Source organism: Gordonia sp. McavH-238-E (genome assembly GCF_022348225.1).
GTDB classification, from domain to species: Bacteria; Actinomycetota; Actinomycetes; order Mycobacteriales; family Mycobacteriaceae; genus Gordonia; species Gordonia terrae.
Genome location: NZ_JAKRFE010000007.1, coordinates 192,351 through 214,207, shown reverse-complemented (window position 1 = coordinate 214,207; position 21,857 = coordinate 192,351). Strand labels below are relative to the sequence as shown.

Annotated in this window: 20 protein-coding genes, 1 tRNA gene and 1 other RNA gene; 15 read left to right on the top strand and 7 right to left on the bottom strand. The window is 69.0% G+C overall.

Going from position 1 to position 21,857, the window contains the following annotated elements; genetic code table 11:
- Positions 1 to 10: 10 nt before the first annotated feature.
- Both MHN80_RS12575 and MHN80_RS12570 read right to left on the bottom strand, forming a co-directional pair.
- Positions 11 to 958, bottom strand: coding sequence for a calcium/sodium antiporter (locus tag MHN80_RS12575; protein ID WP_101820706.1), 948 nt, complete (start codon positions 956 to 958; stop codon positions 11 to 13).
- 30 nt (positions 959 to 988) lie between these two features.
- Positions 989 to 1,837 carry an NmrA/HSCARG family protein gene (locus tag MHN80_RS12570; protein WP_101820707.1) on the bottom strand — a complete coding sequence of 283 codons (849 nt, stop codon included), beginning with the start codon at positions 1,835 to 1,837 and terminating at the stop codon, positions 989 to 991.
- Positions 1,838 to 1,915: 78 nt separating this feature from the next.
- On the opposite strand from MHN80_RS12570, the gene MHN80_RS12565 reads away from it, so the two are divergent.
- The 6 genes from MHN80_RS12565 to MHN80_RS12540 all read left to right on the top strand — a co-directional run bounded on the left by MHN80_RS12565 (position 1,916) and on the right by MHN80_RS12540 (position 8,577).
- Positions 1,916 to 2,004 (top strand) — tRNA-Ser (locus tag MHN80_RS12565).
- Between the two features lie 110 nt (positions 2,005 to 2,114).
- Positions 2,115 to 2,209, top strand: an RNA gene (ffs, locus tag MHN80_RS12560) — signal recognition particle sRNA small type.
- Between the two features lie 70 nt (positions 2,210 to 2,279).
- The gene (locus MHN80_RS12555) at positions 2,280 to 3,554 is read left to right on the top strand and encodes an aminotransferase class I/II-fold pyridoxal phosphate-dependent enzyme (protein ID WP_239401996.1); all 1,275 of its coding nucleotides are present in this window, start codon (positions 2,280 to 2,282) and stop codon (positions 3,552 to 3,554) included.
- A gap of 155 nt (positions 3,555 to 3,709) precedes the next feature.
- Positions 3,710 to 5,197 (top strand): glycosyltransferase 87 family protein, encoded by a 1,488-nt coding sequence (locus tag MHN80_RS12550; protein WP_239401995.1) that lies wholly within the window; start codon positions 3,710 to 3,712, stop codon positions 5,195 to 5,197.
- A gap of 43 nt (positions 5,198 to 5,240) precedes the next feature.
- On the top strand, positions 5,241 to 7,730 hold the full coding sequence (locus MHN80_RS12545; protein WP_239401994.1) for a DNA polymerase III subunit gamma and tau: 2,490 nt from the start codon (positions 5,241 to 5,243) through the stop codon (positions 7,728 to 7,730).
- Positions 7,731 to 7,785: 55 nt separating this feature from the next.
- On the top strand, positions 7,786 to 8,577 hold the full coding sequence (locus tag MHN80_RS12540; RefSeq protein ID WP_239401993.1) for a M15 family metallopeptidase: 792 nt from the start codon (positions 7,786 to 7,788) through the stop codon (positions 8,575 to 8,577).
- 107 nt (positions 8,578 to 8,684) lie between these two features.
- Here MHN80_RS12540 and MHN80_RS12535 read toward each other — a convergent pair whose 3' ends face one another.
- Together MHN80_RS12535 and MHN80_RS12530 are read right to left on the bottom strand one after the other, a co-directional pair.
- Entirely contained in the window at positions 8,685 to 10,007 is a 1,323-nt protein-coding gene (locus MHN80_RS12535) for a class I SAM-dependent methyltransferase (protein ID WP_064569694.1), read from the bottom strand.
- Complete coding sequence (locus tag MHN80_RS12530) at positions 10,004 to 11,386, bottom strand: FAD-binding oxidoreductase (RefSeq protein ID WP_033204647.1); 1,383 nt, start codon at positions 11,384 to 11,386, stop codon at positions 10,004 to 10,006. The genes MHN80_RS12535 and MHN80_RS12530 overlap by 4 nt, the downstream gene beginning before the upstream one ends.
- 81 nt (positions 11,387 to 11,467) lie before the next feature.
- Between MHN80_RS12530 and MHN80_RS12525 the strand changes: the two genes are divergently transcribed.
- The 8 genes from MHN80_RS12525 (at position 11,468) to MHN80_RS12490 (ending at position 17,366) form a co-directional block, all read left to right on the top strand.
- On the top strand, positions 11,468 to 11,905 hold the full coding sequence (locus MHN80_RS12525; protein ID WP_004021585.1) for an SRPBCC family protein: 438 nt from the start codon (positions 11,468 to 11,470) through the stop codon (positions 11,903 to 11,905).
- Between the two features lie 40 nt (positions 11,906 to 11,945).
- Positions 11,946 to 12,902 carry a pseudouridine synthase gene (locus MHN80_RS12520; protein ID WP_239401992.1) on the top strand — a complete coding sequence of 319 codons (957 nt, stop codon included), beginning with the start codon at positions 11,946 to 11,948 and terminating at the stop codon, positions 12,900 to 12,902.
- Positions 12,903 to 12,926: 24 nt separating this feature from the next.
- The gene (locus MHN80_RS12515; RefSeq protein ID WP_004021587.1) at positions 12,927 to 13,256 is read left to right on the top strand and encodes a hypothetical protein; all 330 of its coding nucleotides are present in this window, start codon (positions 12,927 to 12,929) and stop codon (positions 13,254 to 13,256) included.
- Positions 13,234 to 13,650 (top strand): YbaB/EbfC family nucleoid-associated protein, encoded by a 417-nt coding sequence (locus tag MHN80_RS12510; RefSeq protein WP_004021588.1) that lies wholly within the window; start codon positions 13,234 to 13,236, stop codon positions 13,648 to 13,650. The genes MHN80_RS12515 and MHN80_RS12510 overlap by 23 nt, the downstream gene beginning before the upstream one ends.
- 66 nt (positions 13,651 to 13,716) lie before the next feature.
- Positions 13,717 to 14,328, top strand: a complete 612-nt coding sequence (recR, locus tag MHN80_RS12505) for a recombination mediator RecR (protein WP_004021589.1) — start codon at positions 13,717 to 13,719, stop codon at positions 14,326 to 14,328.
- Between the two features lie 98 nt (positions 14,329 to 14,426).
- Positions 14,427 to 16,016 carry an alpha/beta fold hydrolase gene (locus MHN80_RS12500; protein ID WP_239401991.1) on the top strand — a complete coding sequence of 530 codons (1,590 nt, stop codon included), beginning with the start codon at positions 14,427 to 14,429 and terminating at the stop codon, positions 16,014 to 16,016.
- Positions 16,017 to 16,030: 14 nt separating this feature from the next.
- On the top strand, positions 16,031 to 16,573 hold the full coding sequence (locus tag MHN80_RS12495) for a uridine kinase (protein WP_081487014.1): 543 nt from the start codon (positions 16,031 to 16,033) through the stop codon (positions 16,571 to 16,573).
- Between the two features lie 55 nt (positions 16,574 to 16,628).
- The gene (locus tag MHN80_RS12490; RefSeq protein ID WP_239401990.1) at positions 16,629 to 17,366 is read left to right on the top strand and encodes a uracil-DNA glycosylase; all 738 of its coding nucleotides are present in this window, start codon (positions 16,629 to 16,631) and stop codon (positions 17,364 to 17,366) included.
- A gap of 301 nt (positions 17,367 to 17,667) precedes the next feature.
- On the opposite strand, the gene MHN80_RS12485 is transcribed toward MHN80_RS12490, so the two are convergent.
- Positions 17,668 to 18,390 carry a type 1 glutamine amidotransferase gene (locus MHN80_RS12485; protein WP_239401989.1) on the bottom strand — a complete coding sequence of 241 codons (723 nt, stop codon included), beginning with the start codon at positions 18,388 to 18,390 and terminating at the stop codon, positions 17,668 to 17,670.
- On the bottom strand, positions 18,387 to 19,688 hold the full coding sequence (locus tag MHN80_RS12480; RefSeq protein WP_239401988.1) for a MurT ligase domain-containing protein: 1,302 nt from the start codon (positions 19,686 to 19,688) through the stop codon (positions 18,387 to 18,389). The genes MHN80_RS12485 and MHN80_RS12480 overlap by 4 nt, the downstream gene beginning before the upstream one ends.
- A gap of 75 nt (positions 19,689 to 19,763) precedes the next feature.
- On the opposite strand from MHN80_RS12480, the gene MHN80_RS12475 reads away from it, so the two are divergent.
- Entirely contained in the window at positions 19,764 to 20,855 is a 1,092-nt protein-coding gene (locus tag MHN80_RS12475) for an alpha/beta hydrolase (protein WP_101821035.1), read from the top strand.
- Here the strand turns inward: MHN80_RS12475 and MHN80_RS12470 are convergent.
- Positions 20,844 to 21,842, bottom strand: a complete 999-nt coding sequence (locus MHN80_RS12470; protein WP_239401987.1) for an EamA family transporter — start codon at positions 21,840 to 21,842, stop codon at positions 20,844 to 20,846. The two genes, MHN80_RS12475 and MHN80_RS12470, sit on opposite strands and share 12 nt — an antisense overlap.
- Positions 21,843 to 21,857: the final 15 nt, after the last annotated feature.

Here is a 21,857-nt window from a genome sequence, read left to right as displayed (position 1 = left end):
CGCGGAGCCGTCAGGTACGGAACGCGATCAAGAGCCCCAGGTAGACCAGGTAGAGAGCCACGAACGCGACGCCCTCGTACCGGGACACCCGCCGCCCGGAGAGGAACACCGGAATGCACAGCAACGCAACGGCGGCCATCAGTGGAAGGTCCACCCGGATCAGGTCATCGGTGACCTCGAGCGGCCGTACCAGTGCGGTCACGCCGAGGATGAAGGTGATGTTGTAGACGCTCGACCCGATGAGATTGCCGATGGCGAGGTCGCGGTTGCCGCGGAGCGTCGACATGATGGTCGTCGTGAGCTCGGGTGCGGACGTGCCGATCGCCACCACGGTGAGGCCGATGAACGCCTCGCTGACGCCCAGCTCCGTTGCCACGTCCACCGATCCGCGGACGAGCCAGTCGGCCGCGAGCACGATCAAGACGATCCCACCGAGCAGTTCGAGTACCCGGCCCCAGACCGGTCCACCGGTGGCGGGGAGCTCGTCGGTGACGGTCGGCGACGCCCTGGCCTTCACTTCCACGCGGATGGCGGTCACGGTGTAGGCAACCGCGACCGCCAGGAGCAGCACGCCGTCCAGACGGTTCAGGTCGCCGTTCAGGCTCAACACCAGGAGTAGCAGTGCGCTGACGGTCATGACCGGCAGGTCGAGCCGAATGGTCTGACGTCCCAGCGCGAGTGGTACCAGGGCAGCCGAGAGGCCGAGGATGAGAAGGAGATTGACGATGTTGGTGCCCGCGATGTTGCCGACCGCGAGCGGACCCGCATCGTTCAGGGACGCATCGATGCCCACGGCGAGCTCCGGCATGCTGGTCCCGATGGAGACGATCGTGAGCCCGACCAGCAGGGGAGAGACACCGAGCCGGCTCGCGATCGCCGACCCACCGCGGACCAGGAACTCCGCGCCGACGATCAGTCCGGCCAGGCCCGCCAGGATCAGCGCGGCGTCGAGGACCATCCGGACTCCTTCCCGACCGTTGCGGGGTGATCAGCGGCGCAGCGCCTCCGCGGCCCAGGTGGCGAAGCTCTGCCAGCCGACATCGGGGAATCGTCGATGCAGCGTCGGGATGTCGACCTCGTAGCCGCGCCCGCCGAGGAAGGTGAACATCGCCCGCATGTCCTCGGACTCGATGCGTTCCGGGTCGTAGGACTCCGCGGTGACGGTGGTGCCGAGGACCTCGCCGATGATGCGCGCCATCTCGGCCGGCGTCGGCTGGTCGGACGCGAGGTCGATGCGCTGCCCGACGTGGACCTCGGGTGCGGCGAACAGGGTGGCGACCAGTCGTCCGAGGTCGCGCCGCGAGAGTTGTTGCAGCGGCTTGTCGGCGGGCATAGCGATCGGCATCACGCCTGCCGCTAGGGCGTCGGCGCCGCCGAGCAGGTTGTCGAAGAAATAGGCCGGGCCGACGATCGTGTGCGGGATCTCGGTGGCCGCCAGCATCTGCTCGACCTCGAACTTGGAATCGAAATGCGGCACGCCGGTCTGGCGATCGGCCGAGGCGACCGAGGAGAACACGAGGTACGGGATCGATGCGGACGTGGCCGCCTCGATGAGTGCGCGACCCTGGCCGATCTCGGCGCCGACCCCGGACTCGAACGGCGTGGTGAGTGCGAACACGCCTGCGGACCCGGTGAACGCCTCGGTCAGACCCACGCCACTCACGATGTCGCCGACCGCGAGTTCGACACCCCGATCGGCCAGGCGTGCCGCCTTGCTCGACACCGCGTCCCGCACGACGGCGCGGACGGGGAAACCGGCGTCGAGCAGCGCATCGAGCACGGCGCCGCCCTGCCCTCCGGTGGCTCCGACGACAACAACAGGAGAGGTATCCGCCATGCCGTCGACCCTAGCGGTGGGATGCCCCCGCCGGACGGTTTGGGTTGGTGCACGCTCGGCGGCTATCATCTCGACGTTGGAGGATTCGCCTAGTGGCCTATGGCGCTCGCCTGGAACGCGGGTTGGGTTAACAGCCCTCAGGGGTTCGAATCCCCTATCCTCCGCCACCGAAGGTCCGCAGTGACGCCCGCTCGCCGGGTGCACCGCGGACCTTCGTCGTTGAAGCGACTGGGCCGGGGGTGGTGTCGCCTCGCCGGAGGCCCTCGCTACACTGGACGACGGATCCCGCGCGGCGTGCATCCTGTGAACTCCCCCAGGGCCGGAAGGCAGCAAGGGTCAACGGGCTCTCTCGGGTGCGCGGGGTCCCCTATATCCGATACACATCTTCTAGGTCTGCGGCGTCGGCCACCCGCACCGGCGTCGAGCCGCGAGAGGGCCCACGTTGAACTTCCACTCGATGAGTGCCGACCAGCTCCGCGACACCCAGGCGGATCTGACCAAGCAGTACGAGTCACTGCGCGCTCTGGGCCTGAAGCTCGACCTCACCCGCGGCAAGCCGGCTCCCGAGCAGCTCGACCTCTCCAACGGCCTGCTGTCCCTCCCGGGCGACGAGTACCGCGACGGGGCGGGCACCGACACCCGCAACTACGGCGGACTCAACGGACTCCCGGAGCTGCGCGGGATCTTCGGCGAGCTGCTGGCCGTCGACCCGGACAAGCTCCTCGCGCTCGGCAACTCGAGTCTCGAGATCATGCACGACCTCACCGTGTTCGGGATGCTGCACGGCACCGCCGACTCCGATGCGCCGTGGGGTCGTGAGCCGATCAAGTTCCTGTGCCCCTCGCCCGGGTACGACCGCCACTTCGCGATCACCGAGAGCCTCGGCATCGAGATGATCCCGGTGCCGATGCTTCCCGACGGTCCCGACGTGCGGGTGTGCGCCGAACTCGTGGCCGGCGACCCGAGCATCAAGGGCATGTGGGCCGTGCCGACCTACTCCAACCCGACCGGCGTCACCTTCTCCGAAGAGGCTGCCCGCGGTCTGCTGGAGATGCCCGCAGCGCCCGACTTCCGGATCTACTGGGACAACGCCTACGTGGTGCACACCCTGGTGGAGAACCCGCCCGCCGCGCTGCCGATCGTCGAGATGGCCGCGGCCGCCGGCCACCCCAACCGCGTGTACGTTCTCGGCTCGACGTCGAAGATCACCTTCGCCGGCGCCGGCGTCTCGTTCTTCGGCTCGTCGCCGGAGAACCTGGCCTGGTTCAGCAAGTACCTCTCGCTGAAGACCATCGGACCCGACAAGGTCAATCAGCTGCGTCACCTCAAGTTCTTCGGCGATGCCGACGGCGTGCGGGCGCACATGGCCCGTCACCGGGAGATCCTCGCCCCGAAGTTCCAGCTCGTGCTCGACATCCTCGACGATCGCCTCACGGAGTCGAAGGTCGCGTCGTGGTCGGAGCCGGAGGGCGGCTACTTCATCAGCCTCGACGTCGTCGACGGCGCGGCCCGACGCACCATCGAGTTGGCCAAAGAGGCCGGTATCGCTCTCACCGCGGCCGGATCGGCGTTCCCGTACAAGACCGATCCGCACGATCAGAACATCCGCCTCGCACCGACGTTCCCGAACACCGACGACCTGCGAGCCGCGATGGACGGGGTGTCCACGTGCGTTCTGCTGGCGGCGGCGGAGACACTCCTCGCCCGGTCCAGCTGAGGTCGTCGCGCGCACCCGCGGCCGCTGACATGGCGGCCGTGGAAGCCGCGGACGGTGCCGACACACCGGCAACGCGCCGACCGCGGCGTTAGATTGCTCTCATTCTCCGGCGAGTGCGCTGGCGTGCACGCCACTTTGTGACAGGCTTTCAAATCGTGAATCTGCCCAGGCCGGTTCTTCTCGCAACCGGTTTCGCCGTCGTGGGGGTCATCGCACTGGCGCTCCAGGACGTCGTCGTACCCTTGGGCGCCCAGTTCTGGGGTTTGCTGAACAATCAGATCGACCTTGCGGTGTATCAGGCGGGCGCCCGGTCGGTGACCGGAGGCATCAGCCTCTACGACGTCAAGATGGTCGGCGACCTGGACTACACCTATTCGCCGTTCTCCGCGCTGTTGTTCAGTCCGCTGGCCTGGGTGTCCTTCGACCTCGCGCGTCCGCTGTGGACCGCGGGCATCGTCGTGGCGCTCTACCTGGTGATCATGCTGAGCTTCCGTAGCCTCGGCCGACCGGTGACCTGGCCGTTGCGCGTCATCGCGGTGTCGCTGGTCGCGGTGGCGATGTTGTTCGAGCCGGTGCGGACGACCATCTGGTACGGACAGATCAATGTCTTCCTGATGCTCGTCATCCTCGCGGACCTGACGCGTCCGGACGGTGGACGCCTCAAGGGGTTCTGGACCGGCGTCGCCGCCGGCATCAAGCTGACACCCCTCATCTTCGCCGGATACTTCCTGGTGCAGCGGAACTGGCGCGCCCTCGCGGGGGTCATCGGCGGTTTCGCCACCACCGTGGTGATCGGTTTCGCGGTGTTGCCGGGGGATTCGTGGTCGTACTGGACCGGAAAACTGTTCGAGTCCGACCGGGTCGGGTCGGCGCAGTTGCGCGGCAACCAGTCCCTCCGCGGCATGCTCGCCAACCACCTCGACACCGACAATCCGCCGACGCTCCTGTGGCTCGTCGTGGTCCTGGCGGCGCTCGCGGTCGGCTTCGCGGTCGCGACCTATGCCCATCGCAAGGGCCAGGAACTCCTGGCCATCAGCATCGTCGGCATGACCGCGTGCGTCGTGTCGCCGATGTCCTGGGGCCATCACTGGGTCTGGTTCATCCCGATCCTGGTCATCGGGGTCCACCTGGTCCTCGACGTCCGACGCCCGCGCACCCCGCGGGTGTGGGCGGGTGTTGGTGTCGCGGCTCTCGTGCTCCTCGCGTTCTCGTGGCCGACGCACGTGCCCGCGCTGATCCCCGACGGTTATTACACGGGGTTGTACGTCAAGACCCACATCCGGTGGCTGAACTGGTTCACCGTCAGCCCCTACCTGTGGGCCTACCTCGGTGTGCTCATCGCAACGGTCGTCGGCTTGCGGATGGTCGGCAGCCGCGGACCGTCGACCTCCGACCCGGTCATCCCGGCCGGCGTCGCGGCCGCTGTCATCGCCGACGGCGGCTTGCCGACCGGTGATGCGGGCGGCTCCGGGGCCGAGGACCGGCGGCGAGCGGAGAGAAGCGGCGACGAGTCCGGACCACGCGAGTCCGACCGCCCGTCCGAGCCCACCGACCACGTCCACGGCATGGCCGATGACCTGGTCGGAACCGACGGCGAACCCGTCAGCGAGACACCCGAACAGGGGTCTGCTCCGCCAGTGTGAGGCACGCTCTTCGAGTGTCACGGGTCGCCGGTAGTCTCGACGCGTGGCTCTGTATCGCACCTATCGCCCGGCTACCTTCGCCGACGTCGTGGGGCAGGAGCACGTCACCGATCCGTTGAGTCGCGCCCTGGATTCCGGGCGCATCAACCACGCCTATCTCTTCTCGGGTCCGCGTGGTTGTGGCAAGACGTCGTCGGCGCGAATCCTGGCCCGTTCGCTGAACTGTGTGCAGGGGCCGACCTCCACACCGTGCGGGACCTGTGCCTCATGCGTGGCGCTCGCGCCTGGCGGACCGGGCAACCTCGACGTCATCGAACTCGACGCCGCGAGCCATGGTGGTGTCGACGACACCCGCGAGCTCCGCGACCGTGCGTTCTACGCGCCCGCCGAGTCGCGCTACCGCGTCTTCATCGTCGACGAGGCGCACATGGTGACGAACGCGGGCTTCAACGCGCTCCTCAAGATCGTCGAGGAGCCGCCGGAGCACCTGATCTTCGTGTTCGCGACCACCGAACCCGAGAAGGTGCTCCCGACCATCCGGTCGCGGACCCATCACTATCCGTTCCGGCTGCTCGCGCCGCCGGTCATGCGCGGCCTGCTGGAGAAGATCTGCGAGCGCGAGAACGTGACGGTCGCTCCCGAGGTGTATCCGCTCGTCATCCGTGCGGGCGGCGGATCTCCTCGTGACTCACTGTCGATCCTCGACCAGCTGCTCGCCGGCGCCGACGACGACGGGGTCGCCTACGAACGCGCCCTGGCCCTGCTCGGTGTCACCGATGTCGCGCTGATCGACACCGCCGTCGACGCACTCGCCGATGCCGACGGGTCGGCGTTGTTCGGCACGGTGGAGAAGGTGGTCGACGCCGGGCACGACCCCCGGCGATTCGCCGTCGACCTGCTCGAGCGTCTGCGCGATCTGATTCTGCTGCAAGCAGTTCCAGATGCTGCCGACCGCGGGCTGGTCGAGGCCCCGGGCGACCAGCTCGCCCGGATGCGCGCCCAGATCGAGACCCTCGGCCCGGCGTCGCTGACGCGGTTCGCCGAGATCGTGCACAACGCGCTCGGGGAGATGCGGGGCACCACGTCGCCGCGGCTGCTGCTCGAGGTGATGTGCGCGCGGATGCTGTTGCCCGCAGTGTCCGCCGACGACGCGGCGCTGCTGCAACGACTCGAACGACTCGAGTCGGGCATCGGCACCACGTCGATCCCGGTGCCGGCGAAACCGGCTGAGCCGGAACCGGAGCCGAAGTTCGTCCGGCCGTCGCAACGCAAGGCGATGGAAGACGCCAAGGCCGCCCAGGCCTCCGACCGTGCGGCTGCCGAGGCGGTGGAGGCCGATGCCGCGGCTCCCGAACCCGCGGCTCCCGAACCCGTGGCGCCGGAACCCGTGGCGCCGGAACCCGTGGCGCCGGAACCCGTGGCGCCGGAACCCGTGGCGCCGGAACCCGTGGCGCCGGAACCTGCGGCGCCGGAACCTGTGGCGCCGGAACCTGTGGCGCCGGAACCTGTGGCGCCGGAACCTGTGGCGCCGGAACCTGTGGCGCCGGAACCTGCGGCGCCGGAACCTGCGGCGCCGACCCCCGCGGACCTCGACTCGGCCGCACCGACCGAAGGGTCCGCCGAGGACGAATCGATGTTCGACGAGCTGATCGCCGAACAGCCGAGCGCCGATGCGACAGACCCCGACCCGGTGGCCGACCCAGCGCCTGCCACGCCGACGCAACCGCCGGCTCGTGCCGAGCGGACTCCGTCCGCGCCGGAGCCTCCGTCGCGTCCGCGGGTGACGTCTTCGCCGGAACCGGAACCAGTCGCCGAATCCGCGTCGACGTCGCCCTACGACGACATCCCGCTTCCCGATGAACCCGTCGACGAGGACGACGTCCCACCACCGGATGCGATGCCCGTCCGCGCCCGCCGGCCAGAACCCGCACCCGAGCCGGAAGCAGAAGCCGAGCCCGAGCCCGAGGCGCCCGCCGGTCTCGACGCCGACTCGGTGCGCAAGCGGTATCAGGACTTTCGGGCCGCGGTGCGTGAGCGTTCGAAGAGTTTGGAACCGATGCTCTCGGCAGCGGTCATCGCCGACGTCGACGGAACGACCGTGGTGCTGTCGCATCCCGTCGAGGTGTTGGTCGGGCGTCTGTCGGCGCCGCACGCCGTCACGATCATCCGAGAGGCGCTGACCGAGGTCTTCGGTACCGAACTCGACGTTCGCACGGTGCACCAGGCGCCGGGTGCCGCCGCGCCCACGGGCGCGTCTGCCGCACCGCCGTCGAAGCAGCCGGGTAAGGCGCGCCAGTCGTATTCACGGCCGAGTCGTGCGCGCGACCAGTCGGCGACGCCGGCGCCCGCGCCGGAACCGGTTGCCGAACCGGAGGAACCCGAGCCGCCACGCGCCGACGAGGACATCCCGCACGACGAGCGCGCGGAGATGGTGGCCGACGCGCGGACCGGGAACCCCGAGCAGCGGCTCGACCCGGACCAGGTGGCGCTGGAATTGCTCAAGTCCGAGTTGGGGGCCAGGCCGCTCGAGTGACCGGGTGTGTTCGCGGCCGGCGCTCGTGTACGGCCGTTCGTGGTAGAACGCACAGATGCGACGAGTAGCGGTGCGCCTCGGACTGTCACTGATGTCGGTGACGGCGGCGCTCACGATGTCGATGGCGTGCGCTGCGGCGACCCCGACCGAAGCGCCTGCGGTCGGTGCGTCTCCCGGCGGCGGAACATCGGGATCGGCGGTCAGAGCTCCCGCCGTCGGGCCGGCGCCGTCGATGCGGATGCCGGTCGACCGGCGGGTCAGCGCCGTCGGTTTCGTCGACGTCCGGACCGCGGTTCCCGACGCCGTCCTCGACCTGCGATATGCGACGGCCGACAACTTCGTCGGCGAGCGACTGTACCCGCCGAACGCCCGCTGTCTGGTCCACGAATCGATGACCCCGGGACTTCGAACCGCCGCGCGGACTCTACGGGCCCGCGGCGAGGTGCTGGTGTTCTGGGACTGCTACCGGCCGCACTCGGTGCAGCAGAAGATGTTCGACAAGGTGCCGGATCCCGCGTGGGTGGCCAGGCCGGGGCCGTATTCGACCAGCCACGAAGCCGGACGTTCGGTTGACGTGACACTGGCCGACGGCTGCCCGAACTGTCCTCCGGCGCGCGTCGTCGGCGACCGGTGTCGTCTCGACATGGGGACCGACTTCGACTCGTTCACCCCGCGGGCCACCGCGTATGCGACCGAGGGGGTGTCCGCGCCGGCACGGGCCGCTCGAACCCGCCTTCGAGAGGCGATGGCCGCCGGTGGGCTGACGATCTACGCGGGGGAGTGGTGGCACTTCGACGGACCCGGCGCCCACGTCCGCCGCCCGGTCATCGACGTGCCGGTCACCTGAGGGGCGGCGACAGAGGGTGGCTGAAAACCGCCTCGCACAGCGGGTTCGACGACGATACGTCGTCGAACTGTGTGCAGAGGGCGGATTTCAGCAGCGCGGGCGCGACCTCAGGCGTCCCACCACGGCCGGAGTGGTACCTGGTGACCGCCGTCCTCGTCGAGCTTCGTGGCGAGCACGTGATGGAGCTGGATGATGTTGCGGTCGAAGCCGATTCGGCATCCCGCCATGTAGAGGCCCCACAGCAGCGCGGTGCCCTCGCCGACCTCGGCCACCGCCTCGTCCCAGTGCTCGACGAGGTTGATGTTCCAGTCGCGCAGCGTCATCGCGTAGTGCTCGCGGAAGTTCTCCTCGTGGATGACCTCCATGCCGCCGACGTCCTGCAGCTTCGAGATGATCTTGCCGGAGCCGGTGAGCTCTCCGTCGGGAAACACGTAGCGGTCGATGAACGATCCGGCTTTGCTGCGACTGGCGTTGTCGGGCCGGGTGATGCAGTGGTTGAGCAGCATGCCGCCGGGGCGGAGCTTGTCGCGCATGAAGCCGAAGTACGCGGGGTAGTTGTGGACGCCGATGTGCTCGGTGAGCCCGATGGACGACACGGCGTCGAATCCGCTCTCGGTGATGTCGCGGTAGTCGCTGTGCCGGACCTCGGCGAACTCGCCGAGTCCTTCGTCGGCGATGGCCTTCTGGGCCCACTGCGCCTGCTCGGCGGACAGTGTCGCCCCGATGGCGTGGACGCCGCGTCGGGCGGCATAGCGGACCATTCCGCCCCAGCCGCAACCGATGTCGAGGAGGCGGTCGCCGGGTTTCAGGCGCAGCTTCTCGAAGATGAGGCGGTACTTGTTCTCCTGCGCGGCTTCCAGCGATGCGTCGCGTTCCGGGTAGACGGCGCAGGTGTAGGTCATCGACGGTCCGAGGACCCACTCGTAGAACGTGTTCGAGACGTCGTAGTGGTAGTGGATGACCTCGGCGTCGCGGGACTTGCTGTGCCGCAGTCCTTCCGCGAATCGCCGCCAGCGCGGCACGGCCTCCTGCGGCGGCGGTGCGATCGGCTTGAAGTGCTCGATGCCCAGCGACCTGGCGATGTGCGCGAGTGCCAGCGGGGAGGGACGGTGGAACTGCAGGTTGCTGGCGAGAGCCTTCAGCGCGGGGTACGGGTCGCCGGGGTGGGCGCCGATGAGTTCGAGATCGCCTGCGATGTAGGCCCGTGCGAGCCCGAGGTCGCCGGGCGCGGTCACCAGATACGTCGTCCCCCGCGGGGTCTTGAGGTCGAGGCCGTATTGGGCGTCCGCGGGTCCGGCGCTGCTGCCGTCGTAGGCGGTGATCCGGATCGAGAGATTCCCGCCGAGGAGGGTCTCGAAGATCTCGGCGAGGGTCATCTTGCCGGCGTGTGAGTCGACACTCGACGGCGTGCTGTCCTTGAACGTGGTCATTGGCGTTTCACCGCTTTCGCATAGAGGTCCAGCAGACGGCCGCGCGGGTCGTACCGCTTCTTGAGGAGCCGATAACTCTCTCCGCCGTAGAGTTCGTCGAACTCCTCCGGCGTGTAGAAACTCTCTGAGTACAGCGACTTGTGGCCGTCGAGTTCGGCGACCTTGCGTTCGATGATCTTGTTGGTGTGTCCGGGATCGCCCGGGGTGACCGGCACGGCCGACCAGAAGCCGACGTTGACGTAGGTGCGTTGCGGGGCAAGGGGATACAGCGGCCACGGGCGTACCGGATCGGCGCTCGGGAGGGCCGGCTCCCGAAGACGCAGTGGGCACAGCCAGATCGGTTCGATCGGGATGTCGGCGAGGAACCACTCCACGTACTCGGCGGTCCGTTCGATGGGCACCTCGATGTCCTGCACGACCCGCTCGCCCGCGGGCAGGCCCTTGCGGGCGTTGAGCCGGTCACCGATGTCGAACCGCTGGTCGAGTCCGATGAGCTTCCAGTAGAAACTGCTGCGCAGGTACCGCTTCGGCCACCAGCGTCGGATCTTCGGGTTCTGTGCGCCGAACGCGCGGGAGCACCAGAACCAGTCGGTGTCCCAGCGCCACAGGTAGTCGTGGATCGTGAGCCGATCGGTGGTCTTTCGCTGAATGGACCGGTAGAAGACATCCATCCCGGTGTAGTCGCTGACCGGCCCGTCGTCGTCGGTCTGACGGCCGAGTGTCAGGTAGGACTCGTTGGCGGAGAAGACGACTCCGTCGAGATAGTCGACGGGCTCGCCGTCGTGCGTCTTGGTGGTGACGATCGCGTCCATGGTCGACTGGAGGTCGGCGATGGTGGTGAACCGGAGATGGCGCAACGCCACGTAGGGCTTCACCGGCTCCAGCTCGATGCGGAGGCGAACCGAATATCCGAGCGTGCCATAGGAATTCGGGAATCCGTAGAAGAGGTCGGCGTGCTCGTTGGTCGGCGTCGCCGTGAGGATCTCGCCGTCGCCGGTGAGGATGTCGATCTCCAGCACCGATTCGTGGGGAAGGCCGGATCGGAACGATGTGCTCTCGATGCCGAGGCCGGTGACCGCGCCGCCCAGGGTGATCGTCTTGAGCTGCGGGACGACCAGCGGCGCGAGGCCGTACGGCAGGGTGGCCGCGACCAGGTTCTCGTAGGTACACATCCCGGCGACGTCGGCGGTTCGTGCCGCCGGATCCACCGAGATCACGCGGTCGAGTCCGGAGACGTCCAGTCCGGGATGCGGATTGGCGGCGCGCTTGCGGAAGAGGTTGGACGTCTTCTTCGCCAGGCGCACGGTTGCGTGCGGCGGAATGGCACGATAGCTGGCCAGAAGGTCGGACACCCCCTGGTCGAATGCCGCTCCCCCCATCTCCAGCCGGTTGCTCACCCGGATAGCCTAGGACTTGATCAGTTCGCCCGCCAATCGTTTCGTACTGAGGAGTGTCCAATCGTGGGTCAGGTTTCCGCATCGCAGTCGCTCGACATCGCCGCCGCCCCGGACGCCGTGGTCGGAGCACTCGCCGACTACAACGACGTACGCCCGGCCATCCTCCCGGAGCAGTACCGCGACTACAAGGTGATCAGCGGCGGCAACGGCGACGGCACCGTCGTGCACTGGATCCTGCAGGCCACCTCGAAGCGTCAGCGTGACGTGCAGGCGACGGTCAGCGTCACCCCGGACACCGTCACCGAGCGCGATGCCAACTCGACGATGGTGACCACCTACACCGTCGCTCCGTCGGGAAGCGGTTCGCGCGTCACGACCACCACCACGTGGCAGGGTGCGGGCGGCATCGGCGGATTCTTCGAAAAGACGTTTGCGCCGAAGGGTCTCAATCGAATTCAGGCCGAGGTGCTCGGAAATCTGAAGAAGCGCCTCGAGCGCTGAGAAGTCGGAGTCTCCTCCGGCGGCGTTCGAACACACACACATGACCGGCGCGGGGCCTTCCGGCAGGCGACGTCGGGGCCGGGCGCGGCCATCGCCGTTGCCCATCCGCGACGGCGTCGACGCCACGCGCGTGGTGTTGCGTTCGGGGCCGGAGACGACGGTGTCGCAGGCGTTGCTGGCCGCGCCCGGTCTGGCGGGGCTGACCGCCGACGACCTGCGTCGACGCGCCTCCGCCGGCGAGGTCGTCGATGCCGACGGTCACCCGGTGGATCTCGATTCGCCGTCGCGCCGCAACATCTCGCTCTACCTCTACCGCGACCTCGACGACGAGGTGCCGGTCCCGTTCGACCTACCGGTGCTCTACCGCGACGAGAACATCGTCGTGGTGGACAAACCGCATTTCCTCGCCACCATGCCCCGGGGCCGCCACGTCACCGAGACCGCGCTGGTCCGACTGCGTCGCGAGCTGGGCTCCGACACGATCTCGCCGGCTCACCGACTCGACCGGCTCACCGCCGGAGTGCTGCTGTTCACGCTGCGCCCGGAGGTGCGGGCGGCGTACCAAGATCTGTTCGCATCCCGGATCGCCCGCAAGGAGTACCTCGCGCTCGCGCCCGCCGACGAAACACTCGCCACCACCGTGACCGTGCGGGATCGGATCGATAAGACCGCGGGCGACCTCCGCGCGCTCGTCGTCGACGGACCCGTCAACGCCATCAGCGACATCACTCTCGTCGACGGCGCGGGGCGCCACGGCGTCTACCGGCTGGTGCCGCACACCGGTCGCACGCATCAGCTCCGATTGCACATGGCGTCACTGGGTGTTCCCATCGTCGATGACCCGCTGTACCCCGAGGTGCGTCCGGAACTGGCGGCGCGCCCCGACCACGCGGACTTCTCGAGGCCCCTGCGCCTGCTGGCACGGGTGCTGGAGTTCAGCGATCCCCTGACCGGCGAGGACCGCAGGTTCGAGAGCCTGCGGTCGGTGTCGGGGTAGCAGGACACGATCTACCCTGGCCGCATGACCATCCGAGCGTCCTACGAGCGGCATCCCGACTTGGGGTGCGAGGCCGTGGTCTTCATCGACGACGAGTCGCTGGCATGTTTTCAGATCCAACGCGATCTCGTCGGGGGACCGCGCGCCGACGAGTACTGCGTCACGACGGGGGCGAGTGCGCCGATCTACGGGGCGATCACACAGTGGCGTCGGGTCGACGACCGATTCGAGTTCGCATTGACAGCGCGAGCGGGACGGCTGTTCGGCGACGAGGTCCTGTCTTTCGAGGTCGCGGCCGTCGAGGAGTCGACCGTCGACGACATCGCCGCGCATGTCGATCGGTTGCTGCGCTGACGCTGCGACTACCCTGGGCCGGGTGACGCAACCATTCGATCCCAGCGCGTTGTTCGGCGGCGGTCAGGGCGGAGAGAACCCGATGGCCGGACTGCTCGCGCAAGCTCAGCAGATGCAGGAGAAACTCCTGTCCGCGCAGAACGAGATCGCTGCGGCAGAGGTGGTCGGCAGCGCGGGCAACGGACTCGTCACCGTGACCGGCAACGGCACCGGCGAGGTGACCGCGGTGTCGATCGACCCGAAGGTCGTCGATCCCGACGACGTGGAAACCCTGCAGGACCTGCTGCTCGGTGCGCTCGCCGACCTGTCGGAGAAGCGCGAGCAGCTGGCCAGCGAGAAGATGGGCCCGCTCGCCGGTGGCCTCGGCGGCGGCCTTCCCGGACTCGGCGGCTGAGCACCACGCCCACGCACGACGCCGAACGACGAGTAGAGACCCCGGACACCATGGACGCAGAACACCATGTATGAGGGACCGATCCAGGACCTGATCGACCAGCTGGCCAAACAGCCGGGGCTCGGTCCGAAGGGGGCCCAGCGGATCGCGTTCCACCTGCTGGCCGGAGAGAAATCCGACATCGATCGCCTCATCGCGGCGCTCGGGCGGGTTCGCGACGACGTCGTCTTCTGTGCCGAGTGCGGAAACGTGTCGGCGAACCGCCTGTGCCGGATCTGCTCGGACTCGCGTCGCGACGCCAGCAAGATCTGCGTCGTCGAGGAGCCCAAGGACGTGCATGCGATCGAACGGACCAAGGAGTTCACCGGGCGCTATCACGTGCTCGGGGGTGCTCTGGATCCGTTGTCGGGGATCGGCCCCGACCAGTTGCGGATCCGCGAGCTGTTGCGTCGGCTGGCCAATCAGGAGGACGGCGTCGACGTCTCCGAGGTGATCGTCGCCACCGACCCGAACACCGAGGGCGAAGCCACCGCGACCTACCTCCAGCGCATGCTCAAGGACTTCCCCGGTCTGTCGGTCACCCGACTCGCGTCGGGGTTGCCGATGGGCGGCGACCTCGAGTTCGCCGACGAGCTCACTCTGGGCCGCGCCCTGTCGGGTCGTCGCATCCTGGCGTGAGGCCCGACCCTCCTACCCGGCCCCTCGTACCCGGCAAACCGGACGGCTACTGTCAGGTGGTGATCTCGCGTAATCGGTGGCGTCGTCGAAATCGGGTAGTGGCAACGGGGCTGACGGCGGTGGTCGTGGCCGGGCTGGTGAGCGTGGGTCAGTTCGCGGCGACGCCCGAAGCGTCGGCGGCGCCCGCGCTCGACTGGGAAGCATGTCCCGCCGTTCACGGCGTCCCGGCGACCGTCCGATGCGCGACGGTCGAGGTGCCGCTCGACTACCGCAAGCCGGATGGCAAGACGATCGAGATCGGTGTCAGCCGGATGCAGGCGCGAGACCAATCGCGCCGGCGCGGTGTCGTGATGGGCAACCCGGGAGGTCCGGGTGGCGACGGCATCGCGATGTTCAGCCAGGTGCCCCCGCCCGCGGCGATGCTCGACGAATGGGACCTGGTGGCCGTGCAGCCCCGCGGTCTGGTGTCGGGCACGCCGCTGCGCTGCGAACCCATCACCGGCGACGAACCCGAACTGATGACTGCGCTGGGCAAGGTGAATCGCGATCGCTGTGAGGCCCGGACACCGGGTCTGGGGGCCTCGCTCACCACCGAGAACACCGCCCGGGACATGGAGGTCGTCCGCGGTCTGCTCGGTGAGTCGAAGGTCAGTCTCTACGGCATCTCCTACGGCACCCTGTTGATGTCGACGTACGCGACACTGTTCCCGCAGCGGGTCGACCGGATGGTCCTCGATTCCGGTTTCGACCCCGATCTCGTGTGGAACACCCTCCTCTCCGCCCAGACGCCCGGCTACAAGGCCCGCGTGCACGCGATGATGGCGTGGATCGCGCGTCACGACCGGATCTACGGTCTCGGAAAGACTCCGCTGGCCGTGTACCGGAAGTGGAGTGACCGGGTCAGTGCGGAGGCAGGCGTCCCGCCGTCCCTCCTGGCGCCGCCGGCCCAGGTGGGCGACGTGCCCCCGGGACTGCGGGCGTTCGCCCAGCAGTACATCGCCGGCACCGACCTCACCGCCGACGCGCGGGCGCGGTTCGAGAACCTGATGCTCACGTTGCTCCGACCCGGCTCGCTGCAACTGTCGTCGCAGCTACTGGTGCTCACTCGCGCCCTCGCGCCGGATCGGAACTCGTGGCCACTCGTCGCACAGCTGACCGCGAAGCCCGGCCGCAAGCTGCCCACCCCGGCGCCCGCGGTCCTCGAAGCCGCGCAGGTCTCTCAGGACATGCAGGGCGCGGTCCTCTGCAACGAGAACCGGGTGCCCGCACAGCCGTCGCTCGGCTTCCAGGCGTTCGTCGCGAACTACGTCACCGGGGATCCGTTCGAGGCGCCCGGGCTCGCCTATGAGTCCGGACTCGCCTGCGCCGGCGCGCCGGCCCTCGCCCGGCCGATCGAGATCCGCAATCGCGGGCTGGCGGTGACACCGTTGCAGATCCAGAGCGTCGGCGACCCGCAGACCCCGTATCGCGGCGCGCTGAAGATGCGTTCACTCATGCGGAGCCACCTCATCACCGTCGGCGGTGGCGACCACGCGCAACTCGGCCGGGCCAACAAGCCGCTCGAGAACGCGATCGTCGAATATCTCCGCACGGGGCGGACCGCCGTGCAGCGCGTTCCCGAAGCACCCATCACGGCTCCGCTGACGCAGATGCCGCCGGCATTCGCGGCCGGCACGGCCGGTCGGTGACCCATCCTGATCCGGTGAACCCCCGGATCCGCGCCCGGATCACCGACTTGGCCGATCGCCTCGATGCGGGGATCGTCGCCGTCGACGGGCCGTCGGGAGCGGGGAAATCGACGATCGCCGACCTCCTGGTCGCGGACCTGCGAGCCCGTGGAGTCGGCGTGACCCTGGTCCGCACCGACGACTTCGCGACGTGGGACGACCCGGTCGCATGGTGGCCGGAGCTGGAAGCCGATGTGCTGCATCCCTTCACGCGACGACGGGACTACCGGTACCGGCCGCGCGTATGGCAGGACGGTACCCCGACCCCCGGACCCCGTGTGTGGATCGAGTGGCAGCCCCTGCTCATCATCGAAGGGGTCTCCTCGGCGCGGCGACGGATCGCCGACCGCCTGTCCCACGCGCTGTGGCTCGACGGCGGAACACCCGGCGAACGACTCGAGCGGACGATCGCCCGTGACGGGGAGGGCGCGCGGGCACATCTGGAGGCCTGGCAGCAGTTCGAACGCGGCTGGTTCGGCGTGGATCGCACCCGAGAACGGTGCGTCGTCCTCGACTGACGGGGGTCCTCGGCCGATGAGGTGCCGCTTCCGACTCGACGGTTAGTGTCGAGGTATGGCCACCCGACGACGCTTCCGTGATCTGGCGGAGCTCGACGCGCAGCTGATCGAGTGCCGAGCATGCCCGCGCCTCGTCGAATGGCGGGAGCAGGTCGCCCGCGAGAAGCGTCGCGCGTATGCCGACGAGGAGTACTGGGGCCGGCCGGTGGCCGGTATCGGTCCGGCCGACGCGCGACTGCTGATCGTCGGACTCGCCCCCGCGGCGCACGGCGGAAACCGCACCGGGCGAATGTTCACCGGAGATCGCAGCGGCGATGTCCTGTTCTCGGCGTTGTACCTCGCCGGCCTTGCGAGCCAACCCCATTCGGTCGCGATCGGTGACGGGTTGGAGCTCTTCGACACGCGGATCACCGCGCCGGTGCATTGTGCCCCGCCGCAGAACAAACCGACGGTCGCCGAACGCGACACCTGCTCCCACTGGTTGCATGCCGAACTCGAACTGCTCGCGCCGACCGCGCGTTCGGTGGTCACCCTCGGTGGATTCGGTTGGCAGTCAACGCTTCGCACGTTCGCGAAACTCGGCTGGACGGTCCCCAAGCCGCTGCCCAAGTTCGGGCACGGCGCCTCCACGACGCTTGTCCGCGAGGGTGCCGAGCTCGAGGTGTTCGGGTGCTATCACGTGAGCCAGCAGAACACCTTCACCGGACGGTTGACGGTGGAGATGGTCGTGGACGTGCTCACCGCGGCGGCACGGTCCGCGGGTATCGAGAACGGCCACCGCCCGGCTTTCTGAGGTGCGAACAAAGCCTCCCCCTGCTCCCTGAGGTGCGGCGAAGCGAGCCACGAAGGGGCTCGCGAGGTGTCCCACCAGGCTCTTCGAGGCTCGTCGCTATCGCTCCTCACACCTCAGGATCTGCGGCCTGGCGACCGTCATGGGCCACGAAAGACCTACCCAAACGCCTTATTTCGTGACCGACAGACTTCAACTCGACTCCCAGACCTCGATCGAAGTCTGTCGGTCGAGGTGAAGTCTGCCGGTGGCGGGCCCGACCTCCGCAAGCTCCGGGCGCTCCTCGGGAAGCAGGGGGTCGTCGCTACCGCCGCCGACCGGCGGCGAGGCGCTCGCGACGAAGCCGGTCGACCTCGGGGAGATCCAGCGGCGCAAGGGATTCGACGCCCACGGCGATCGCCAGGAGATGATCGGCGAGTTCGGGGTTGCGGGCCAGTGCCGGACCGTGCATGTAGGTGCCGATGACGCTGCCCTGGACGACGCCCTCGGTGCCGTCGCCGACACCGTTGCCCACACCGTGGCGAACCCGTCCCAGCGGCGCGGCATCGGAGCCGAGAGTGGTTCCGCCGCGGTGGTTCTCGAAGCCGGTGAGAGTCTGGGTCAAACCGGGCAACGACGGCTCGACGAGCAACTCGCCGATGCTCCGGGTTGCTTGAGGGGCCGTCGTGAGGTCGAACAGAGAGATGCCGTCGACGCGCTCACCCGCCGACGTCTCGTACCAGTGGCCGAGCACCTGGATGGCCGCGCAGATGGCCAGCACCGGACGTCCGGCCGCTGCCGCCTGCTGCAGACCGGGGTAGCGCGTGAGATGTCGGGTGGCGAGCCGCTGCGCGTAGTCCTCTGCGCCGCCGAGGGTGTAGACGTCGAGGGAGTCGGGGACCGGGTCGTCGAGCGTGATGTGCACGACCTCGGCGTCGATGCTGCGCATCAGCGCTCGACGTTTCAGCACGAGCGCGTTCCCGCCGTCCCCGTAGGTGCCCATCACGTCGGGCAGGACGAGACCGATCCGCAGGGTCGATTCGCTCACTGCTCTGCCTTCCGCGATCGTGCTGCGCGTTCCAGGGCGGTCCCGAGGTCGCGGAACGCCGTGTAATTGGCCAGGACCTCGACGCGTCCCGGCGGGCAGGATGCGATGGCCGCCATGGGGTCGGGGACGGTGGTGTGCTCGGCGCCCGCGTAGAGCAACCGAACGGAGAGATCGGCGGCGCGCTCGCCGGCCGCGACAACCTGCATGCTCTCGAACGCCTCGAATCGCACATCCCACAGCCACGACAGGTCCTCGCCGTCGGGTACCTGGCCGTTGACCGCGATGACGAGTCCGTCGGCGTCCTGGTCGATCATCGACAGCGCCTCTTGCCAGCCGGCCGGGTTCTTCGCCAGAAGTGTTCGGACGGAATGGTTCCCGACCTGATGGATGCCGTACCGGCCGGCGACCTCGCCGACCGTGCCGACGGCTGCCACCGCGCTGCGCGGGTCGGCGCCCATCGCGACGGCCGCCGCCACCGCCTGGGTCGCGTTGCCGCGGTTGGCCCTACCCGGTACCGCGAGCTGCAGGGGAGCGCTGAATCCGTCGGGGCCGTAGATGTTCTCGTCGTCGAACCACCAGTCGGGGCTGGGACGCCGGAAGTCGTCGTCGCCGGTCGAGCGCCACCCCTCCTCGGAACGGACGATGGGCTCGCCGGTCCGCGGGCAACTGACCGAGTCGCCGACCCAGCTCGCGCCGGCCGCGACCCACACGACGTCGGGGGCATCGAAGGCGGCGGAGGTCACGAGGACATCGTCGCAATTGGCGATGACCGTGGTCTCGGGGTGACGTGCGATGCCCTCGCGGAGACGGCGCTCGATCATGTTGATCTCGCCGACCCGGTCGAGCTGGTCCCGGGAGAGGTTCAGCAGCACCAGGACCTCGGGGTCGACGGCGTCGCTGACATGGGGGACGTGCAGCTCGTCCACTTCCAGTGCGCAGAACGGGGCGGTGCGGCTGAGTGTGAGTGTCGCGATGATCCCGGCGTCCATGTTGGCGCCGTCGGCCTGCGTCGCGACCTCACCGAGTTCGGCCATGGCGGCCGCGGTCATCCGCGTGGTCGTCGACTTGCCGTTGGTGCCGGTGACGATGGCGGTCCGCTTGCCGGCCGCGAGCCTGCCCATGATCTGGGGGTCGATCTTCGCGGCGACCAGACCGCCGATCATCGATCCCTTGCCTCGTCCCGCGGTTCGCGACGCCCACCGAGCGGCAGCGGCAGCACCCAGTGCAACGGCGGTACGCGCGGGAACTCGGGTATTCGTACGGGGTGCGGAACCGGCGGAAGAGAGTCGGTCGGGCATGCGCACGAGTGTGTCACAGCCCGATCCGGCGGGAGTGGTCGTGCCATGCGCCGGCGCCGCGTAGGCTCTGCGGCTGTGAGCCGCGACACCCAACTGCGACTGTCCCTGCCCGCTCGAGTGCAACGCCGCGTGCTGCTCGCCGCCGCGCGGATCCCCGCCGGCGCGCTGGCCGTTCTGGGGCGTCGGGCCCCGGTGAACTCCGACGGCGAACGGGTGGCCCCCGAACTCGCGGCGATCGGCTGGGCCAACGACAACGTGCCCGGCTTGAATCCCTTCCAGGGTGAGGTGGCGCAGTCGCGCGCGCAGACCGATGAGAGCGGCGCATCCATGGCCGAGGTGCTGCCGCCGCTGGCGGTGGAAGAGGACCTCGTCATCGACGGGCCCGCCGGACCGATCCCGGCCACCCGATACCGCTCCTCGACCGAGTCGGCGGGATTGCTCGTCTACTACCACGGTGGTGGGTTCGTCACCGGCAGTCGGATCAGCCACGACGCGTTCGTCCGGCGTCTCGCGCACGGCACCGGACTCGACGTGCTGTCGATCGAGTACCGCCTGGCCCCGGAGGCGCCGTTTCCGGCAGCGGTCGAGGATGCGGTGGCGGCCTGGCGCTTCGCCGTCGAGGTCGCACCGAGGTGGGGGCTCGATCCGGGGCGGATCGTGGTCGGCGGGGACAGCGCCGGCGGGAACCTCGCGACCGTCGTCGCCCGCGAGGTCCGGGGCGATGCGGTGACCCCGGTGTTCCAGCTGCTCATCTATCCGGTCACCGATCAGGGCGCCGACACCCCGTCGCGGCGGGAGTTCGCCACCGGATACTTCCTCACCGCCGACGGCATCGACTGGTTCACCGACCGGTATGTGCCCGATGTCGCGCAGCGGCGCGACCCGCGCTGCTCGCCGCTGCTGGCCGAGGATCTCAGTGGCCTCCCGCCCGCGCATGTGATGGTCGCCGGGTTCGACCCGCTCCGCGACGAGGGCCTCGCGTACGCGCGCAGACTCGAGGAGGCGGGCGTGCCGGTCACGGTTCGCCGAGAGGGCGCGATGATCCACGGATTCGTCAACATGACCCTCATCAGTCCCGGCGCCCGCGCGGCGGTCGACCGCCTGTGCGCGGTGGTGCGCGATGCGCTCGCCGCGACTCCGCCCGGCGGGACGACGTCACCGGTCTGAACGCACCGGGGTCCCGGTGCCGACGAGCGCGGCGGGGTCGACCGATTCGGAGTCGGGTGACTCGGCCGTGGCCGGATCGACGTCGACCGCGGCTCTTCTGCGGGCCCGCGGACGGGCCATCACCCCGGCCGCGCAGCCGGCCACGACGATGACCGCGCCGATGATCTCGCCGACCGACGGGACCTCGCCGAGGACGACGAAGGCCGCCGAGATCCCGACCACGGGCACGAGGAGCGACATCGGGGACACCCGACTGGCGTCGTTGCGCCCGAGGAGTGTGGTCCACAGGCCCGCGCCGATGACGGTGCCGAAGACCGCGAGGTAGAGCAGACCGCCGAGGGCGCGGAGACCACTCTCGGTGCCGAGCGTGGCGAGCGCCTCGAACCCCGCGGCCGGCCCCTCGACGATGAGACTGACCGCGTACAGCGGCGGGGTGGCGACGACGGCCATCCACAGCGTCATCCGGAGGGAATCATCCGGCCGGGCGAGCCGGCCACCGATGTTGCCGGCCGCCCAACTCAGACCGCCGAGAACGGTGAGGCCGATCGGCAGCAGTGCGGCCGCGCCGAGGTCGCTGCCGTGAACGCGGTCCAGCGCGATCACCGCCATGCCGACGACCGCGATCGCCAGTCCGAGGACCTGGCCGACGGTCATCCGCTCCCGGAGGAACAGCACGCCGAGCACGACGGTGAACGGCGCCGAGGCCTGGAGCACCAGCGAGGCGAGCCCGGTGGGCATGCCCAGATCCATCGCCAGGAACAACAAGATGAACTGCACGCTGCCGAAGCCGGCGACGTAGAGCAGGAACCACTTCAGGCGCACCTTCGGGAACCGGACGAAGAGCATCACCGGTATCGCGAGCACCGCGAATCGCATGGCGGCGAGAAAGAACGGCGGAAAGTGGTCGAGTCCGAGTCGGATCGCGATGAAGTTCAGTCCCCAGAGGACGACGACGAACAACGCGAGGAGGCGGTCACGAGTGGACATGGCCCCATCGTCGGC

What these genes read in the sequence shown, in the direction of transcription:
- MHN80_RS12575 (WP_101820706.1), bottom strand. Translation starts at nt 958, where the DNA reads ATGGTCCTCGACGCCGCGCTGATCCTGGCGGGCCTGGCCGGACTGATC.
- MHN80_RS12570 (WP_101820707.1), bottom strand. Translation starts at nt 1,837, where the DNA reads ATGGCGGATACCTCTCCTGTTGTTGTCGTCGGAGCCACCGGAGGGCAG.
- MHN80_RS12540 (WP_239401993.1), top strand. Translation starts at nt 7,786, where the DNA reads ATGCGACGAGTAGCGGTGCGCCTCGGACTGTCACTGATGTCGGTGACG.
- MHN80_RS12535 (WP_064569694.1), bottom strand. Translation starts at nt 10,007, where the DNA reads ATGACCACGTTCAAGGACAGCACGCCGTCGAGTGTCGACTCACACGCC.
- MHN80_RS12530 (WP_033204647.1), bottom strand. Translation starts at nt 11,386, where the DNA reads ATGGGGGGAGCGGCATTCGACCAGGGGGTGTCCGACCTTCTGGCCAGC.
- MHN80_RS12520 (WP_239401992.1), top strand. Translation starts at nt 11,946, where the DNA reads ATGACCGGCGCGGGGCCTTCCGGCAGGCGACGTCGGGGCCGGGCGCGG.
- MHN80_RS12515 (WP_004021587.1), top strand. Translation starts at nt 12,927, where the DNA reads ATGACCATCCGAGCGTCCTACGAGCGGCATCCCGACTTGGGGTGCGAG.
- MHN80_RS12510 (WP_004021588.1), top strand. Translation starts at nt 13,234, where the DNA reads ATGTCGATCGGTTGCTGCGCTGACGCTGCGACTACCCTGGGCCGGGTG.
- recR (WP_004021589.1), top strand. Translation starts at nt 13,717, where the DNA reads ATGTATGAGGGACCGATCCAGGACCTGATCGACCAGCTGGCCAAACAG.
- MHN80_RS12490 (WP_239401990.1), top strand. Translation starts at nt 16,629, where the DNA reads ATGGCCACCCGACGACGCTTCCGTGATCTGGCGGAGCTCGACGCGCAG.
- MHN80_RS12480 (WP_239401988.1), bottom strand. Translation starts at nt 19,688, where the DNA reads ATGCCCGACCGACTCTCTTCCGCCGGTTCCGCACCCCGTACGAATACC.
- MHN80_RS12470 (WP_239401987.1), bottom strand. Translation starts at nt 21,842, where the DNA reads ATGTCCACTCGTGACCGCCTCCTCGCGTTGTTCGTCGTCGTCCTCTGG.